Source organism: Nitratireductor arenosus, assembly GCF_009742725.1.
GTDB classification, from domain to species: domain Bacteria; phylum Pseudomonadota; class Alphaproteobacteria; order Rhizobiales; family Rhizobiaceae; genus Mangrovimarina; species Mangrovimarina arenosa.
Genome location: NZ_WPHG01000001.1, coordinates 379,887 through 395,781, shown reverse-complemented (window position 1 = coordinate 395,781; position 15,895 = coordinate 379,887). Strand labels below are relative to the sequence as shown.

13 protein-coding genes are annotated in these 15,895 nt (G+C 66.5%); 10 read left to right on the top strand and 3 right to left on the bottom strand.

Going from position 1 to position 15,895, the window contains the following annotated elements; genetic code table 11:
- Positions 1-233: 233 nt before the first annotated feature.
- From GN330_RS01835 to GN330_RS01815, 5 genes are all read left to right on the top strand, one after another.
- Positions 234-1,205: a substrate-binding domain-containing protein gene (locus GN330_RS01835; protein ID WP_156710870.1), complete on the top strand. Its 972-nt coding sequence runs from the start codon at positions 234-236 to the stop codon at positions 1,203-1,205.
- A gap of 33 nt (positions 1,206-1,238) precedes the next feature.
- Positions 1,239-2,798 carry a sugar ABC transporter ATP-binding protein gene (locus tag GN330_RS01830; protein ID WP_156710869.1) on the top strand — a complete coding sequence of 520 codons (1,560 nt, stop codon included), beginning with the start codon at positions 1,239-1,241 and terminating at the stop codon, positions 2,796-2,798.
- Positions 2,795-3,784, top strand: a complete 990-nt coding sequence (locus GN330_RS01825; RefSeq protein ID WP_156710868.1) for an ABC transporter permease — start codon at positions 2,795-2,797, stop codon at positions 3,782-3,784. The genes GN330_RS01830 and GN330_RS01825 overlap by 4 nt, the downstream gene beginning before the upstream one ends.
- A gap of 73 nt (positions 3,785-3,857) precedes the next feature.
- Entirely contained in the window at positions 3,858-5,906 is a 2,049-nt protein-coding gene (locus tag GN330_RS01820; protein WP_156710867.1) for a hydantoinase/oxoprolinase family protein, read from the top strand.
- Between the two features lie 2 nt (positions 5,907-5,908).
- A complete protein-coding gene (locus GN330_RS01815; protein ID WP_156710866.1) occupies positions 5,909-7,834 on the top strand; it encodes a hydantoinase B/oxoprolinase family protein in 1,926 nt (641 codons plus the stop codon).
- Positions 7,835-7,844: 10 nt separating this feature from the next.
- Here the strand turns inward: GN330_RS01815 and GN330_RS01810 are convergent, their stop codons facing one another.
- Genes GN330_RS01810 through dsbD form a run of 3 tightly spaced genes read right to left on the bottom strand, consistent with a single transcriptional unit; the run spans position 7,845 to position 11,091 of the window.
- Complete coding sequence (locus GN330_RS01810) at positions 7,845-8,453, bottom strand: DsbA family protein (protein ID WP_156710865.1); 609 nt, start codon at positions 8,451-8,453, stop codon at positions 7,845-7,847.
- Between the two features lie 30 nt (positions 8,454-8,483).
- The gene (locus GN330_RS01805) at positions 8,484-9,284 is read right to left on the bottom strand and encodes a TlpA disulfide reductase family protein (RefSeq protein ID WP_156710864.1); all 801 of its coding nucleotides are present in this window, start codon (positions 9,282-9,284) and stop codon (positions 8,484-8,486) included.
- Position 9,285: 1 nt separating this feature from the next.
- Entirely contained in the window at positions 9,286-11,091 is a 1,806-nt protein-coding gene (gene dsbD / locus GN330_RS01800; RefSeq protein ID WP_156710863.1) for a protein-disulfide reductase DsbD, read from the bottom strand.
- A gap of 209 nt (positions 11,092-11,300) precedes the next feature.
- On the opposite strand from dsbD, the gene GN330_RS01795 reads away from it, so the two are divergent.
- From GN330_RS01795 to GN330_RS01775, 5 genes are all read left to right on the top strand, one after another.
- Positions 11,301-11,987 carry a L,D-transpeptidase gene (locus tag GN330_RS01795; protein ID WP_246188530.1) on the top strand — a complete coding sequence of 229 codons (687 nt, stop codon included), beginning with the start codon at positions 11,301-11,303 and terminating at the stop codon, positions 11,985-11,987.
- 54 nt (positions 11,988-12,041) lie between these two features.
- Positions 12,042-12,707 carry a response regulator gene (locus tag GN330_RS01790; RefSeq protein ID WP_156710861.1) on the top strand — a complete coding sequence of 222 codons (666 nt, stop codon included), beginning with the start codon at positions 12,042-12,044 and terminating at the stop codon, positions 12,705-12,707.
- Entirely contained in the window at positions 12,704-14,071 is a 1,368-nt protein-coding gene (locus GN330_RS01785) for an ATP-binding protein (protein ID WP_156710860.1), read from the top strand. Before GN330_RS01790 ends, GN330_RS01785 begins: the two co-directional genes overlap by 4 nt.
- The gene (locus GN330_RS01780) at positions 14,071-14,679 is read left to right on the top strand and encodes a DsbA family protein (protein WP_156710859.1); all 609 of its coding nucleotides are present in this window, start codon (positions 14,071-14,073) and stop codon (positions 14,677-14,679) included. The genes GN330_RS01785 and GN330_RS01780 overlap by 1 nt, the downstream gene beginning before the upstream one ends.
- A 173-nt stretch (positions 14,680-14,852) precedes the next feature.
- A complete protein-coding gene (locus tag GN330_RS01775) occupies positions 14,853-15,860 on the top strand; it encodes a TRAP transporter substrate-binding protein (RefSeq protein WP_156710858.1) in 1,008 nt (335 codons plus the stop codon).
- Positions 15,861-15,895: the final 35 nt, after the last annotated feature.

Sequence of the window (15,895 nt, the reverse complement as noted above, 5' to 3'; positions counted from 1 at the left end):
TTACCGCAGTCCTGCATGAACCAGTCGCCTGGCGCCGGGCGGGAGGAGATCCGTTCGCGCGGCGATGATTGATCCGGTCGGTCCCGACATCGCGTCAGCCCGCGCCGGACTCAGGGTTCGGACGCAGCAACGCGACCGGGCCGAGCGAACGAAAGGCGGTCGCGGTTCCACCCGGAAGCGGGACATGTCCGAAAGCCTGGTCATGGGGCCGGGCAACAAAGGGAGAGAGGACCATGCTGAAAACCAGAAGCCTGATCGCGGCGGCGATCATCGGACTTGCGGCTCACGCCGCAACGCCGACGACTGCTGCCGCAGAAGGCACGATCCCGGTGATCGTGAAGAACACCTCGACCTATTATTGGCGCGTGCTTCTGGCGGGCGCCCGCAAGGCCGGCGACGAACTCGGCATCGAGATCGCCGAACTCGGTCCCCAGACCGATTCCGACATTAACGGACAGATATCAGTGCTCGAAAACGCCGTGGCCAACAATCCGCTCGCGGTCGTGATCGCCGCGTCGCAATACGAGGCGCTCGGCAAGCCGATCGACGAGGCGGCAACCAAGACCATCGTGGTGGGTGTCGATTCAGGCGCCAACAGCGATGCCTACGCCTCCTTCGTCACCACCAACAATGTCGAAGGCGGCCGCGCGGCTGGCGAGGCGCTGGCCGCGGCGATCGCAAAGGCGCATGGCGATGCCGAGGGTGACGTCATGCTCATCACCTCGGTGCCGGGCGCGGAATCGCTCGATCAGCGGGCGGAGGGTTTCAAAGCCGTTCTGGCCGACAAATACCCCAAAATCCGCATTGTGGCCGACAAGGTCGCGGACGGCCAGATCGTGACCGGGCTCAACATCGCCAACGATGTCATCCTGGCCAATCCCAAGCTGCGTGGCATCTTCGCGAGCAGCGAAAAGATGGCGGTCGCCGTCAGCCAGGCCGTGGCGGAGAACAATCTTCAGGACCAGATCAAGATCGTGGCTTTCGACAGCAACGAGCAGCTGGTTCAGCACCTTGCCGACGGCATCGTCGCCGCGCTCATCATCCAGGATCCGATGCGGATGGGTTATGACGGGGTGAAGATTGCCTATGCAGCCTCGAAGGGCGAAAAGGTGCCCGAAATGGTCGATACCGGGGTCAACGTGATCACCCAGGAGAATATGGGCAGCGAGCGTTCGCAGGAACTGCTCAACCCGAAAATCGACTGAGAGTCCGCGCGAGAACCAACCCGGTGGGAGATGATGACCTTACTTGATCAACCACGCGGAACCGCTGAAACCAGCCAGCAAGGGCGGTTTCTCGTCGAACTCAAGGACGTTCATAAGCGCTTTCCGGGAACGCACGCGCTCAAGGGCGTGGATCTCGCCATGCGACACGGCGAGATCCACGCCATCATCGGCGAGAACGGGGCCGGCAAATCGACCCTGATCAAGATCCTGACCGGCGCTCACAAGCGCAGTTCGGGAAGCATTCTGTGGCAGGGGCGGGAGGTTGCGCTCGCCACCCCGCAGGAAGCGCTCGATCTCGGCATCAACGCCGTGCATCAGGAAGTGGTTCTGTGCGAACACCTGACGGTGGCCGCCAATATGTTCCTGGGAATGGAACAGCGGCGGCTCGGCCTGCTCAACGAGCGCGCCATGGCGCGGCGCTCGCAAGAAATTCTCGACGACCTCGGATTCCGCCTGTCGGCGGCCGCGCGGCTGTCAGCGCTGACCATCGGCCAGCAGCAGCTGGTCGCCACCGCCAGGGCGGCAATCCGCGGCACCAAGCTTCTGATCCTCGACGAGCCGACGGCCTATCTCACACGGGCCGAGACGGACCAGCTCTTCGCGCTGGTCAGGCGGCTGCACAGCCAAGGCGTGACCATCGCCTATATCAGCCACAGGATGGAAGAGATTTTCGAACTGGCCGACCGCGTTTCCGTCCTCAGGGACGGAGAACTGGTCGCCAGTCGGGTGGTCGCCGAAACGACGCCGGAACAATTGATCCGCGACATGGTCGCCCGTTCCCTCGGCGAGATCCATCATAAGGAAGACATCCCCTTCGGCGAGACGCTTTTGAGCGTCGAGGGCCTGTCCGGCCCCGGGTTTTCGGACGTCTCGCTGTCGGTGCGACGCGGCGAGATCGTCGGGCTCTACGGGCTGATCGGCGCCGGCCGCAGCGAATTCGTCGAGTGCGTGTTCGGCAGGCGCCGCCGCACGGCGGGCCAGGTGACGATCGGCGGCCGCGCGTTGAAGGGTGTCAACGAGGCCGAGGCGATCGCGGCCGGAATCGTGTTGTTGCCGGAAAGCCGGCGCGATCAGGGCCTGTGCCTCAATCTCGACGTCGGTTTCAACCTGACGCTGCCGATCTTCCGTCGTCTCAGTCCGCGCGGCCTGATCGATCGACGGCGCGAGGCCGAGGCGATCGGCACTCAGATGCGTGCGCTCGACATTTCCGCAGCCGGCCGGCAGGCGCCGACCTGGACGCTGTCAGGCGGCAACCAGCAGAAGATCGTTCTGGGAAAATGGCTTAATCACGGAGCCGATTTGTTCATCGTCGACGAGCCGACGGTGGGCGTGGATGTCGGCACCAAGCTTCAAATCTATCGTCTCTTCGCCGAATTGCTGCGCAAGGGCGCCGGCATCATCATGATCTCCTCCTACCTTCCGGAGGTCTACGATCTGTCTGACACGCTGCATGTCTTCCGCCAGGGGCGGCAAGTCAGAAGCTATGGCGCGCGCGGCGTCGATCACGAGACCATTCTGGCCGACGCGATGGGGACGGCCAAGAAGATTTCCAACGGGGGAAAAGCCGCATGAAAGACGCCGCACCGGAAACGCAGGATGCCGGGCTGTCCAAAGCCGAACAGCGCCAATCGCGTTTCGCGTTCGTCAGAAGCCTGACCCTTCTGGGGCTGGTGCTGCTCGTCTGGCTCGTGCTGAGCGTGATGACGGAAAGCTTCATGACCTCGGCGAACCTGTCCAATCTGGCGCGGCAGGCGTCGCTGTGGGCGATTATCGCCGTCGGCCAGACCTTCGTCATCATCACCGGCGGCATCGACCTTTCGGTGGGTGCGATCGTCGGCCTGTCGAGCACCGTCGTTGCGGTGCTGCTGAAAGCGGGCCTGCCGATCTGGCTGGCGGTCTTCATCACCATGGGCATCGGCCCGGTGGTGGGCGCATTCCACGCCTTCGGCATCCTCAGGATGGGTCTGCCGCCGTTCATCATGACGCTGGCGACCATGACCGGTCTGCGCGGTATCGGCCTCTTGCTCACCGACGGCCAGACGATCGCCGGCCTGCCCAACGCCTTTACCGCCTTCTCGCGGCAGAGCTTTCTCGGCATCCCGTCGCTGGCGTGGATGGTGGTGCTGGTCGCCGTTCCGGCCTATGTGCTTCTCAGCCACAGCCGCTGGGGACGCCACCTCTTTGCCGTCGGCAGCAACTCGGAGGCGGCGCGGTTGTCTGGCATCAGCATCTCGCGCACCATCTATCTGGCCTATATCCTGTCGGCCAGCTGCGCGGCCTTCGTCGGCATTCTGACGGCCAGCCGCATCTCGATCGGGGTGGCGACCACGGGCGAGGCCTGGGAGCTGCAATCGATCGCGGCGGCGGTGATCGGCGGGGCCAGCCTGTTCGGCGCGGTGGGCAGTGTGCCTGGACCCCTGCTCGGCTCGCTGCTTTTGACCACCATCAACAACGGCGCCAATCTCTTGAATGTGAACCCGTTCTGGCAGCGGATCATCACCGGCGCCCTGATCATCGTGATCGTCTGGCTCGATCAATTGCGGCGCGCCAAGCGCTGACAACGTCGCGCCTCTCCGTCCCAAACCGTGACGCGCCGACCGGCGCGCACAAGCATTGTCGCGGGAAAACCGAATGAGTCTGCACCTTGGAATCGACACCGGTGGCACGTTCACCGACTTCATGCTCTACGACGAGGATCAGCGCAGCCTGAAGGCCTGGAAGGTTCTGTCGACGCCGGGCGATCCGACCGCCGCTGTCATCACCGGATTGCAGCAGGTGGCCGATCCGGGGCAGATCAGCTCGGTGCGTCTCGGCACCACGGTGGCCACCAACGCGCTTCTGGAACGCCGCGGGGCGCGCGTCGCCTATCTTGCGACACGCGGCTTTCGCGACGTGCCCTTTATCCAGCGCGGCAACCGGCGCTCGCATTACGACCTGTCGTGGGTGAAGCCGAAACCGTTCTGCCTGCGTCGCCACGCCTTCGAGGTGACCGAGCGCGTCGACCACACCGGCGCGGTGATCGTGCCGCTCGACGTTAAGGCCGTGCGCCGGCTCGCCCGCCATCTGGCGGAGACCGGCGAGGTCGAGGCGGTCGCCGTCAACTTGTTGTTTTCCTTCCTGCGGCCCGACCACGAGCTGGCAATCCGCGATATTTTCGCCGAGGAGGCGCCCGACCTGCCGGTGTCGCTGTCCTACGAGATCGATCCGCGCTGGAAAGAGGATCAAAGGGCGATGACGACGCTGGCGGATGCGTATGTAAAGCCGCTGGTCGGCCAGCAGGTTCGCAGCTTCCGCGCGCGGGTGGTGGAGGCCGGCGTCACCGGCCGGATCGCGCTGATGAAATCCAACGGCAGCGAGATGTCGACGGAGGCCGCAGAGGCGCAGCCGGTCAACCTGGCCGTGTCCGGGCCCACGGGCGGGGTGACGGCGGCCAAGCATCTCGCCGCGGTCAAGTCCATCGACAATCTGGTCACGCTCGATATTGGCGGAACCTCGACCGATGTCTCCGTGGTGGTCGAGGGACGGGAACGCTTCACCGACGATTATGAGCTTGAATTCGGCATTCCGCTGCGCGTTCCCATGATCGACATCCGCACGATCGGAGCCGGCGGCGGCTCGATCGCATGGATCGACAAGGTGGGCGGCCTGCATGTCGGTCCCGAGAGCGCCGGCGCCAATCCGGGGCCGGCCTGCTACGGTTTCGGCGGCACACGGCCGACGGTCACGGACGCCAATCTCGTTCTGGGCCGGATCGATCCGCAGTCGTTTCTGGGCGGCAAGATGACGCTGGACGCGGCGGCCGCGCGCGCGGCGATCGAAACCGTGGCGGCGCCGCATGGCTGGAGCGTGGAGCAGGCGGCGCTGGCGATCCTGCGCATCATGAACAACAACATGGTGGGCGCCCTGCGGGCGGTGCTGATCGAGCAGGGGTTCGACCCGCGCCAGTTCACGCTGATGACGTTTGGCGGCGCCGGGTCGCTGCATGTGTGCGATCTCATGCATGAGGCAAATATCCCGCTCGGCATCGTGCCCAACCATCCCGGCCAGTTCTCCGCCTACGGGTTCACGATGGCGGATGCGCGCAGCGACCGGCGCCGCTCGACGCTGCTGTCGTCGCGGGATTTCGACCTGGCGCGCGCCAACGCGGTTCTAGCCGATCTTTCGCGCGAGGTGCTGGAGGACCTGCACAAGCAGGGCCATGACAGCGGCATCGAACTGCGGCGCTCGATGCAGATGCGCTATCTCGGCCAGAACTACGAGCTCGAGGTGCCGCTGACGGTCGATCGTTTCACGGCCGAGGGAATGGATGCGATCTGGCGCGATTTTCACGACCGGTTCGAGGAGCGCTACCGTTTCCACCTGCCGGACGAGCCGATCGAGATGGTGGACATGGGCTGTACCGCGATCGCCCATATGCCGAAGCCGGAACTTCCCCGGCTGCCCGTCGCCGCCGGGCCGGCCGAGCCCGATGCGACGCGGATGGTGACGTTCGAGGAGGGGTGCCTGCCGACGCCGGTGTTCAAACGCCACGCGCTGGCCGCGGGCCATGGTTTCGACGGCCCCGCGCTGGTGGAGGAGGACGTTTCGGTGACGGTGGTGCGGCCGGGATTCCGGCTGGAGGTCGACGTGTACGGCAATCTGGTGATCTCCGCCGGCAAGACAGCGAACAAGGGGGCCTGACCATGCGTTTTGCAGCCAACGGGTTTTATGTCGAATCCTACGACAAATGCTGCAATTGCGGCGTTCTGTTGTATCGACGGGACGCGGCGATCGAGCGCGACAAGGGCGGTCTCGTGTGCGGCGAATGGTGCCTGCAATGGACCGAAAACGGCGCGCAGGACGTTGCCGCGTCGTCCGGCGCTGCCGATCGCGCCAGCTATCGCGGCAAGACGGACGTCGTCGACCTGAAGATCCTGGACGGCAATCTGGCCTCGATCTGCCGCGACATGGGCGTCACCGTCATGCGCACCGCCTATTCTCCGATCTTCAGCGAATCGCTCGACTTCACCTGCGGCCTGTTCGACGCCTCCGGCGCGATGATCGCGGTCGGCGATTTCTGCCCCTCGATGATCGGCGGCATGCCGCTGATCGTCCAGGCGATCGTCGACGAATATCCCGTCGAGACGCTGGAAGAGGGCGACGTGATCGTCCACAACGACCCGTATCGGGGCGGCATGCACACGCCTGAGCACACATTCTTGAAACCGATTTTCCGCCAGGGCGCGCTGGTTGGCTTTGCCGGCGCGATCGGCCATATCGGCGAGATCGGCGGCATGGTGCCGGGCAGTTTCTTCGCCGAGGCGACGGAGGCGTTTTCCGAGGGGCTGCGGATCCCGCCGGTGCGCATCAAGCGGGCCGGGCAGGACTGTCCCGACGTGTGGAAGATGATGCTGGCCAATGTGCGCACGCCGCGCGCCAATTACGGTGACTACCGGGCGCTGATCGCCGCCGTCGATCTCGGCGAACGACGGCTTCTGGAACTCGTCGCGCGCTACGGCGCAACCGGTTTCGCGGGTGCCGCGGCCGATCTGCTGGACTATTCGGAGGCGCGCATGCGCGCCGAGATCGCGGACATCCCGGACGGCCGCTACGCGTTCGAGGACATGATGGAGGATGACGGGGTTGAGGCGCGCGCGCTGCCGATAAGAACTGCCGTTCATGTCGGCGGCAACGAGGCGGTGGTCGATTTCAACGGCACCGCACCGCAGGCGCGCGGGCCGATGAACACGCCGCTCAGCGTGCCGCAGGCGGCGGCCTTCAACGCCTTCCTGCAGATCACCGACTTCACCATTCCCAAGAATGCCGGCTGCTTCCGGCCGATCCGCGTGCTGGTTCCGCCTGGCTGTCTGCTCAATGTGGAGTTTCCCGCCCCGTCGGTCGGCGGCAATACGGAGTGTCATCCGCGGATTGTCTATACGGTGCTGGGAGCGCTGGCGCAGGCTGTGCCGGACAGGGTGCCGGCCGCCGATGGCGGCACCTGGTCGAACTTCCTGTTCGGCGGGACCGATCCGCGTACCGGCGAATATTACACCTCCTACGATCTGCACACGGTGGGCTGGGGCGGCCGCAACGGTGCCGACGGCAACGACGCGGTCTCCAGCATGAACGGCAATTGCCGCACCATCCCCGTCGAGGTTTACGAGACGCGCTATCCGTGGCTGGTCGAGGACTGGTCGCTGGTGCCCGATTCGGCCGGGGCGGGCGAGTTTCGCGGTGGGCTCGGCATGCAAAAGACCATCTTGTGCCGTGCCGAGGAGGTCGTCGTCAGCCATGTCGGCGACCGCCAGCAGGTGGCGCCGTGGGGGCTCAATGGCGGCGGCGAGGCCGCGCTGGCGGCGACCCGGTTCAAACTGGCCGGGCGCGAGGACTGGAACGACGCCCGTGAAACCTACGGCAAGGTCTCGCCGAGCAAGTTCGCCAATGTCGTCGTGCGCGCGGGCGACCGGGTTCACATCGCCATGCCCGGCGGCGGCGGCTGGGGCGATCCCGCGCGACGGCCGCCCGAAACGGTCGTCGACGACGTGCTCGACGGTTATCTGTCGCGCGAGGCCGCGCAGAGCGCCTATGGCGTGGCGGTGCCCGTTCCCGAAAAACCCGGTTCGGCCTGAAACGGGGCCGTTAGCCAGAACGCGCCTGCGCGATCGCGTCGACGATCGCCTGTCGGCTCATGGCGCCGTACTGGATGGCGGTGTTGAACAGGAAGGACGGCGTGCCGCGGAAGCCGAAGGCGTTGGCCTGGTCCATGTTGCGGGCCAAAATGCCGTCGATGCGCGCCGCATCCTGCCTTGACCGGGCGAGCAGGCGTTCGGGATCGTGGCCGGCGTTTTGGAGCGTGCGGTCGATCTCTTCTTTGCTCAGCCGGGCTTTTGTCGCCATCAAGGCCATGTGGGCGCTTTCATAGGCCTCGCCGGCGGCCAGAACGAGACTGGCGGCGTGGACGGAGGGCGCGCCGAAGATCGGCCAGTCCTTCATCACCAGCCGCACCTTTGTGTCCGCCCGCACCACCTCGACGAGATCGGGATGGCCGCGTTTGCAATAGGGGCATTGATAGTCGAAGAATTCGACGATGGTCACGTCGCCCTTCGGGTTGCCGATCACCGGGATCTCCGGATCGAAAAGCACCTCCTCCAAAGAGGGGTAGTTTTGCGCCTTTGCCGCGCCTGCCGGCAGGACGAGAGCGGTGGCGGCGGCCGCGCCCGCCACGAGCACGCTTCGACGGTCGATCATTTCGGAGTTCTCCTGTTTTGATGATTTGCCTCAGCGGGTCGCCAGGCGTTCGATATTGGACTGGAGCACCTCGCGCGAAATCTCGCCGAGATGGGCGTGGCGAAGAATGCCCTCAGCGTCGATGAACAGGGTGGCCGGCAATCCCGGCGCGCCGTAAAAGCGCGACAGTTCGCTGAACGGATCGATCAGGATGGTTTCCAGCGACAGGCCGGCGGACGCCAGATAGCGCCGGACGGCCTGCTTGCCTTCGCCCTGGTTGGCGAAGACGAACGCCACACCCTCGGTGTCGGCGGCGAGTTCGGCCATCATCGGCATTTCGCGGCGACAGGGCGGGCACCATGTCGCCCACAGATTGACGACGCGCGGGATGCCGTCGCGTTCGCCGAGCCGGTAGGAGGCGCCGGCCAGCGTCTCGAAGGCGCGTTCGGGCACGGCGAGCGGCCGTGTGCCGCCGGTGAGCTGCCAGCTCGTGTTCCAGACGATGACGGCGAGCGCCAGCGGCAGCAGCGCCCACAGGCGCTGTCGGGCGCCGGTGAGGACGAGGAACAGGCTGACCACGACGGCGGCAGCACCGGTCGGCCAGTAGAATCCGCCCTGCCAGAGGGCGAAGACGCGCAGCGGCTCGGCCTGGAAGCTTTGCAGATGCAGGAGAACGTGGCCGAGGCGGGCGGCGGCGAGGCCGCCGAGAAACGCCCACCACGACCAGACATTGAAGCGCGGATCGACGCGCCGGCTCATGATGCCGGTGACGATCATGAACACGAACAGGCCGAGCACGACGGCGAAGCGGTCGGCCGCAAGCACGAGCGGCCCGAGCGAGACGGCGTTCATGTCACGGCTCCCGCGCCGCGGCGGCGGAGCGGGTCAGGCTGTCGACGGTGACGGAACCGATCAGGCGGGTCTTGGCGACCTCGCGTCCTTCGGCGTTGAAAAACACCATGGTCGGCGGCCCGGCGACGCGCATCGCCCGCATCAGAGCCGCGTTGTCGTCGTCGAAATCGGACAGGTCCGCCTTGACGAGCTGAAGGTTTGCGAGTCCTTCGGTCACGGCCGGGTCGGGAAGGACCGAGCGCTCGATAACGCGGCAGGTCACACACCAGTCGGCGGTGAAATAAACCAGGGTGGGACGGCCGCCGGCGGCGGCCAGCCTGGTTTTGAGTTCGGGCGCGGAACCGATCCTGGCGAAGACGAGCTCCCGGCCGGGCCCGGCCTGCGTGGACCGCTGGGCGAGCTGCGCCAGTGGCCTGAGCGGATCGGTGCCGCCGGACGCGGCGCCCAGCATCAAGATGATGCCTGAAACAAGCGCGACGGCGCCGAGCGCGCGCGCGGCGGCAAGCGGCGTCGGGGCGGGCAGCCTGGCGCTGAAGGCGAAGCTGGCAATCGTTATCAGCAGCGCCGCCCACAGCACCAGGTCGAGGCCGGCCGGCAGAAGCGGGGTCGCGGTCCAGATCGCGGTGGCCAGGAAACCGAAGCCGAAGACGCGCTTGACGCTGTCCATCCACGCGCCGGCGCGCGGCAGCGCCCGCCCGCCCAGCGTGCCGAGCACGATCAGCGGCAGGCCCTTGCCGATGCCGAGGCCGAACAGCGCCGCCGCGCCGAGCGCGACGTCGGCGGTCTGGGCGATGTAGAGCAGCGCGCCGGCAAGCGGAACCGTCACGCAGGGCCCGACGATCAGCACCGAGGAAAAGCCGAGCAGCGCGGCCGAGCGTTTCGACCCGCCGAGACCGCCGGTGCGGCGGGCGATCCAGCGTGTCAGCGCGCCGGGCAGTTGCAACTCGTAAAGCCCGAACATCGACAGCGCCAGCACGGCGAACAGGAGCGCCAGCAGGCCGATGGTGACGGGCGACTGCAGCACGAGCTGCAGGTTCTGCCCCGACCAGCCCGCCGCCGCGCCCAGAAACGCGAAGGCCAGGGCGAGCGACAGGACGTAGATCGTCGACAGGACGAAGCCGCGCCGTGCGGTGAGCTTGTCGCCTTCGCGCGCCAGAGCGCCGGCGAGGATGGGATACATGGGAAAGACGCACGGGGTGAAGGCGAGCAGGAGGCCGAACAGCGGGAAGCTCAGAACCACGAGCAGGACGCCACCTTTTCCAAGCAGCGTGTCGATCAGCCCGTCATCGGCGGCGAGCGCGAAACCGGCCCCGTCCGGCAGCCCGCCATCGCCTGTACTCGCCTCTTCCGTCAGCCAGGCCACGTCCGCGCCCGGCATTGCGCGCGGCGGCGCGGACACGGCGAGCGTCAGCGCGTCGACCCGGCGTTTTTCCGGCGCATAGCAGATGCCGCCGTCCTGGCAGCCTTGATAGGTGACCTCGATCGTGCCGAAAACCGGCTCGGCGAGGCGGGCGGTCGCCTGGCGGTAATAGACCTCGGAGGGACCGAAAGTAGGGTCGTTTTTGCGGGTCCCGGGTGCGGTGTCGACGGCGACGGGCTGGCCGGCGGCGCTGACGGCGATCTGCTCGCGATAAAGATAATAGCCCGGCGCGATTTCCCATTTGAGGGTCAGCCGGCTGTCCGGTTCCCGTGTCACGTCGAGGCCGAACGCCGCGTCGACCGGCAGCGGCGTGCCGGGCTGGGCTGATGCGGGTGCGGGCATGGCCGCCGTGAACATTGCCAGCAAGGCGAAAACGATCGTCTTCATTGCGCGCGGATCCTTTGCGTCCGCCAATGCGGCGGGCCCGTTCTCGGGCCGAGGTGTCGGGTCCAACTTAAGGCAGCCTTAAGCTGGGTGCGGTTGTGGGCCGTCATCGAGACAGAAGGAGTTTCACGATGGCGCACGGGCGCATGGGTAAACGCGTCGCAGCGGCGGCGAGCGACGACGGGGCGCGGCCCCGCACGGTCACGGGCCCGATGGGGCGGCGGGCCTTCCTCGCCGGTCTGAGCGGGCTGGTCGTTTCGGGCTGTGTCAGCACGCCCGAGCCGGCGGCGCCGAAACGCGTCGAGGCGGCGCCGAAGCCGACCGTGCCGCCGATGTACCACGCCATGCCCGACGAGCGGTTTCCAATTCCCGAGGTGGATATCACCCAGCTCGAGCGCCGCTTCTGGCGCCAGGAAGTGGATTATCCGAGCGACGAGAGGCCCGGCACGCTGGTCGTCGATACGCCGCGAAAATTTCTCTATCACGTCAAGGCGGGCAATCGCGCCATGCGCTACGGGATCGGGGTCGGCCGCGACGGGTTCTCCTGGGCCGGTCGCGCCATCATGGCCTATCGTCGCGAATGGCCGCGCTGGACCCCACCCGACGAGATGGTGGTGCGCAAGCCGTCGCTCGAGCCCTACAGCATCGCCAATGGCGGCATGCCTCCCGGCCTGCTCAACCCGCTCGGCGCCCGCGCGCTCTATATTCACCTGAACGGCAAGGACACGTTATACAGGATTCACGGCACGCCCGAGACGTGGAGCATCGGCAAGGCGGTGTCGTCGGGCTGCATCCGCCTGATCAACCAGGATGTCATCCATCTTCACGATCAGGTAAGGGACGGCAGTCCGATCGTCGTCATTCCCGATCCTAAAATGAAACATCTTTTGGTGGCTTAAGGCCGAAAACGGACCGCGCCGCAAAGCGGTCCGCGGACAATATGGACGAAGGCGATGCGCATTCTGGTGGTTGAGGACGATCCGCTGCTGCTCGACGGGTTGACGGTGGGGCTGGGGCTCGCCGGTTTCACGGTCGACGCCGTGGGCACGCGCGAGGATGCCTGCGCGGCCGTCAGAACGCAGCGTTACGACTGCGTCGTGCTCGACCTGATGCTGCCGGACGGGTCTGGGCTCGACGTGCTGGCCGATCTGCGCCGGCGCGACGACGCCACGCCGGTGGTGCTGCTGACGGCGCGCGACCAGGTCGCGGACCGGATCGCCGGACTCGATGCCGGCGCCGACGACTATGTCGGCAAGCCGTTCGATCTCGACGAACTGGCCGCGCGGGTGCGCGCGGCGGTGCGCCGCGGCAAGGGGCGGCCCAGTCCGACCCTGAACTGGTGCGGGGTGGTGCTCGACCCCGCCAGCCGCACCGCACATCGCGACGGCACGCCGGTGAGCCTGACCAGACGCGAATTCGCGGTGCTGGAGGCGCTGATGGAGCGGCCGGAAAGCATCCTGTCCAAATCGGCCCTGGAGGAGACGATCTATGGCTGGCAGGAGGAGCTCGAAAGCAACGCGGTGGAGGTGCATGTCCACAAATTGCGCGCCAAGCTGGGCGCGGATTTCATCAAGACGGTTCGTGGCGTCGGCTACCGGCTGACGGAGCGCGCGGCATGAACTCCATCCGCGCGCGGCTGATCGCGGTTCTGATCGGGTCGACCGGGCTGGTCTGGCTTTTGGCGGTGGGCTGGATCTATCTGAGCACCCAGGCCGAGGTCGAGCGGGTGCTGGACGCGCGGCTGATGGAGGCCGCGCGGATGGTGAATTCGCTGTTGTCCGACCACCGGATCGAAGCGGGGCTGGACAAGGCGGCCGCAAGCCAGGCCCTGGGCGCGTTCGAAGTGGATCACAGCTCCTATGAGCGCCAGCTTTCGTGCCAGATCTGGTCGCTGGAAGGCACGCTTGTCGGCCGGTCGCAAAATGCGCCCGACACGCGCTTGACCGGGGCCAGAGCGGGCTTTTCGGACGCCGAGGTGGGCGGGGAGCAATGGCGGGTGTTCACGGTCGAAAACCAGGCGCTCGGCGTGCGCGTGATGGTCGGCGACAGCCTGCAGATCCGCAACCGGCTGGTCGGCGACGTCATCAAGGGGCTGGTCGTGCCGGCTCTCCTGATCCTGCCCTTCCTGGCTGGGGTGATCCTGATCAGCGTCAGGCGCGGCCTGTCGCCGCTGAGCGACATGGCGCAAACCTTGTCGGCGCGGCCGGCGAACGATTTGCGGCCGCTGTCGAGCGTCGACCTGCCACGCGAGATCGCACCCGCGCTCGGCGCGCTGAACGGGCTGTTTCGGCGCGTGCAGGAGGCACGCGAGCGCGAGCGCAGCTTCACCGCCTTTGCCGCGCACGAACTGAAGACCCCGCTTGCCGGGGTGAAAACCCAGGCGCAGATCGCGCTGGCGAGCGACGACCCGGCCGTGCACGCCAACGCTCTCAGACAGATCACCCTGGGCGTCGACCGCACCGCCCGGCTGGTGAAGCAGCTTCTGGACCTTGCCGCGCTCGAAGCCAACGACGCCGAACCGGCGCTGGCGGAGGTGCGCGCGGCCGATCTGCTGGAGGGGGCGGTGGCCGAATTGTCGCTGCCCGCCGACGGCGGCCCGGTGGTCGTGGACGCCGGTGCCGGGGCGGAGCGGACGGTGCGCGTGGAGCCGCAATTCCTGTCGCTGGCGCTCAGAAACCTGATCGAGAACGCGCTCAACCATGCGCCCGCCGACACGCCGGTGACCTGCCGGATCGAGGCGGGCGGCGATCGGGTGGTGTGTTTTGTCGTTGAAGATGAGGGGCCGGGCATTCCGAAAGCGGAGATGGCGCTGGTGGTGCAGAAATTCGTACGCGGGCGTACCCGGTCGGCCACCGGCAGCGGCCTCGGGCTGGCGATCGCGCAGGCGGCGATGGCGCGGATCGACGGTACGTTGACTCTTGAAAACCGGGACGAGGGCGGTTTGCGGGCGAGCCTGTCCGTGCCGGGCGTTGAGGCGCCGTGATGATCTCGCGGCGAAGCCTGCTTGGCGGCGCGGCGGCCGCATTCATGTGGCCGGTTCAGCGAAGCCGCGCGGCACCGACCCTCGACGAGGTGGTGTTCGATCCGGCCCTGCCGGTGCTCGGCAATCAAGCGGGCGACGTCACGATCGCCGAGTTCTTCGACTATCTATGCCCGTCCTGCAAGGCGCTTCATCCGCAGTTGAAGGAGATCGTACAGAGCGACGGCGCCATCCGGTTGGTGATGAAGGACTGGCCGATCAATGGCGACATCGCCTGGTACGCCTCACGCATGGTGCACGCCTCGGCGGCGCTCGGTGCCTACCCGGCCGTGCATGATGCGGTGATGGCGCTCGACGGCCCGCTGACGCATGGCCGTATCGACGATGCACTGCGCAGCGCCGGCGCCGATGCCGGCGCGGTGCGCGACATGCTCGACCAGCGCCTGGGGGCGATCGACGCGCTGATCGCCCGCAACCGCACGCATGCGGAGGCTTTCGCGCTCGCCGGAACGCCGGCCTTCCTGATCGGCAGGCGGCTTTATCGTCGCGCGCTTGGCGCCGACGAGATCGTCGCGGCGGTGGCGCTGGCACGCAAGGACCAGGCAGGCTGAGCGTGGCCAGCGGACCAGACTTGTATCAGCAACACAACAACCGCGCCGGCATTTCATTCCGCTGGTCAATAGTTTTCGGGCGCCCTTTGCATAGGATCGAGCACGACAAGGCCGGATAGGGAGCTTTCCGGCCAGTTGGTTCTCACGAAAAATTCTCAATCCGGGAGGGGTAGATGATCTGGAAAAAAACGTTCCACGCCTGTGTGGCCGCGGCGGCGCTGCTGTTGGCGACCGGCGCGCAAGCCGAGACCGTGCTGCGGTTCGGCCATCCCAACGTTGTTGGCGAAATGTCGAGCAAGCTCTATGACGAGTTCGTCGCGCGGATTGCCGAACGCACGAATGGCGAGGTGACGATCCAGGTCTTCCCGGGCGAGCAGCTCGGCAAGGAAACCGAGATGGTGCAGCAGCTGCGCGACGGCGTGCTCGACATGACCGCCGCCTCGATGGCCGCCACTAGCACGCTGGTGCCGGCGATGGAAATCCCGAGCGCGCCGTTCCTGTGGCAGAATTGGCTCGAGGCCGAGGCGGTGATTTCCGGCGCCGCGATGCAGCCGGCCTTCGACGAGCTGGAGGAAAAGCACAATATCGTCCCGCTGACCAAGATCTGGTATTGGGGCTGGCGCAATTTCACGCTGTCGGAAAAGCCGGTGCGCACGCCCGACGACATGGCGGGCCTCAAGATCCGGGTGCCGGAATCGCCGGTCTGGGTCGAGATGATCCGCGGTATCGGCGCGGCGCCGACGCCGATCCCGTTCAGCGACGTCTATACGGCGCTGCAGCAGGGCACGGTCGACGGTCAGGAGAATCCGATCCCGACGATCTATGCCCGCAAGTTCTACGAGGTTCAGGGTTACATTGTGATGTCGCGGCACATGCTGCAGAACAATATGATCCTGATGAACAAGGACTCCATGGCTCGCCTCGATCCGCGCCATCAGCGCATCATCCTGGAAGAAGTCGGCGCGGCGTCGGCGAAGATGACGTTGCTTCAGCAGCGGGCCGAGGAAAACATGCTCAAGGAGATTGCCGCCACGACCGAGATCACCATCATCGACGATCCCGACAGGGCCGCCTTCGCCGAAAGGTCGACGGAGGCCGTTTTTACCGCGCTCGCCGAACGGTGGGGCGAAGACCGGATCGCCGCTGTGCGCGAAACCATCGAGACGATCCGCGGGCAATAAGCCGCCTTCGGCGCCGGACCGCATGCGCGGTCTGG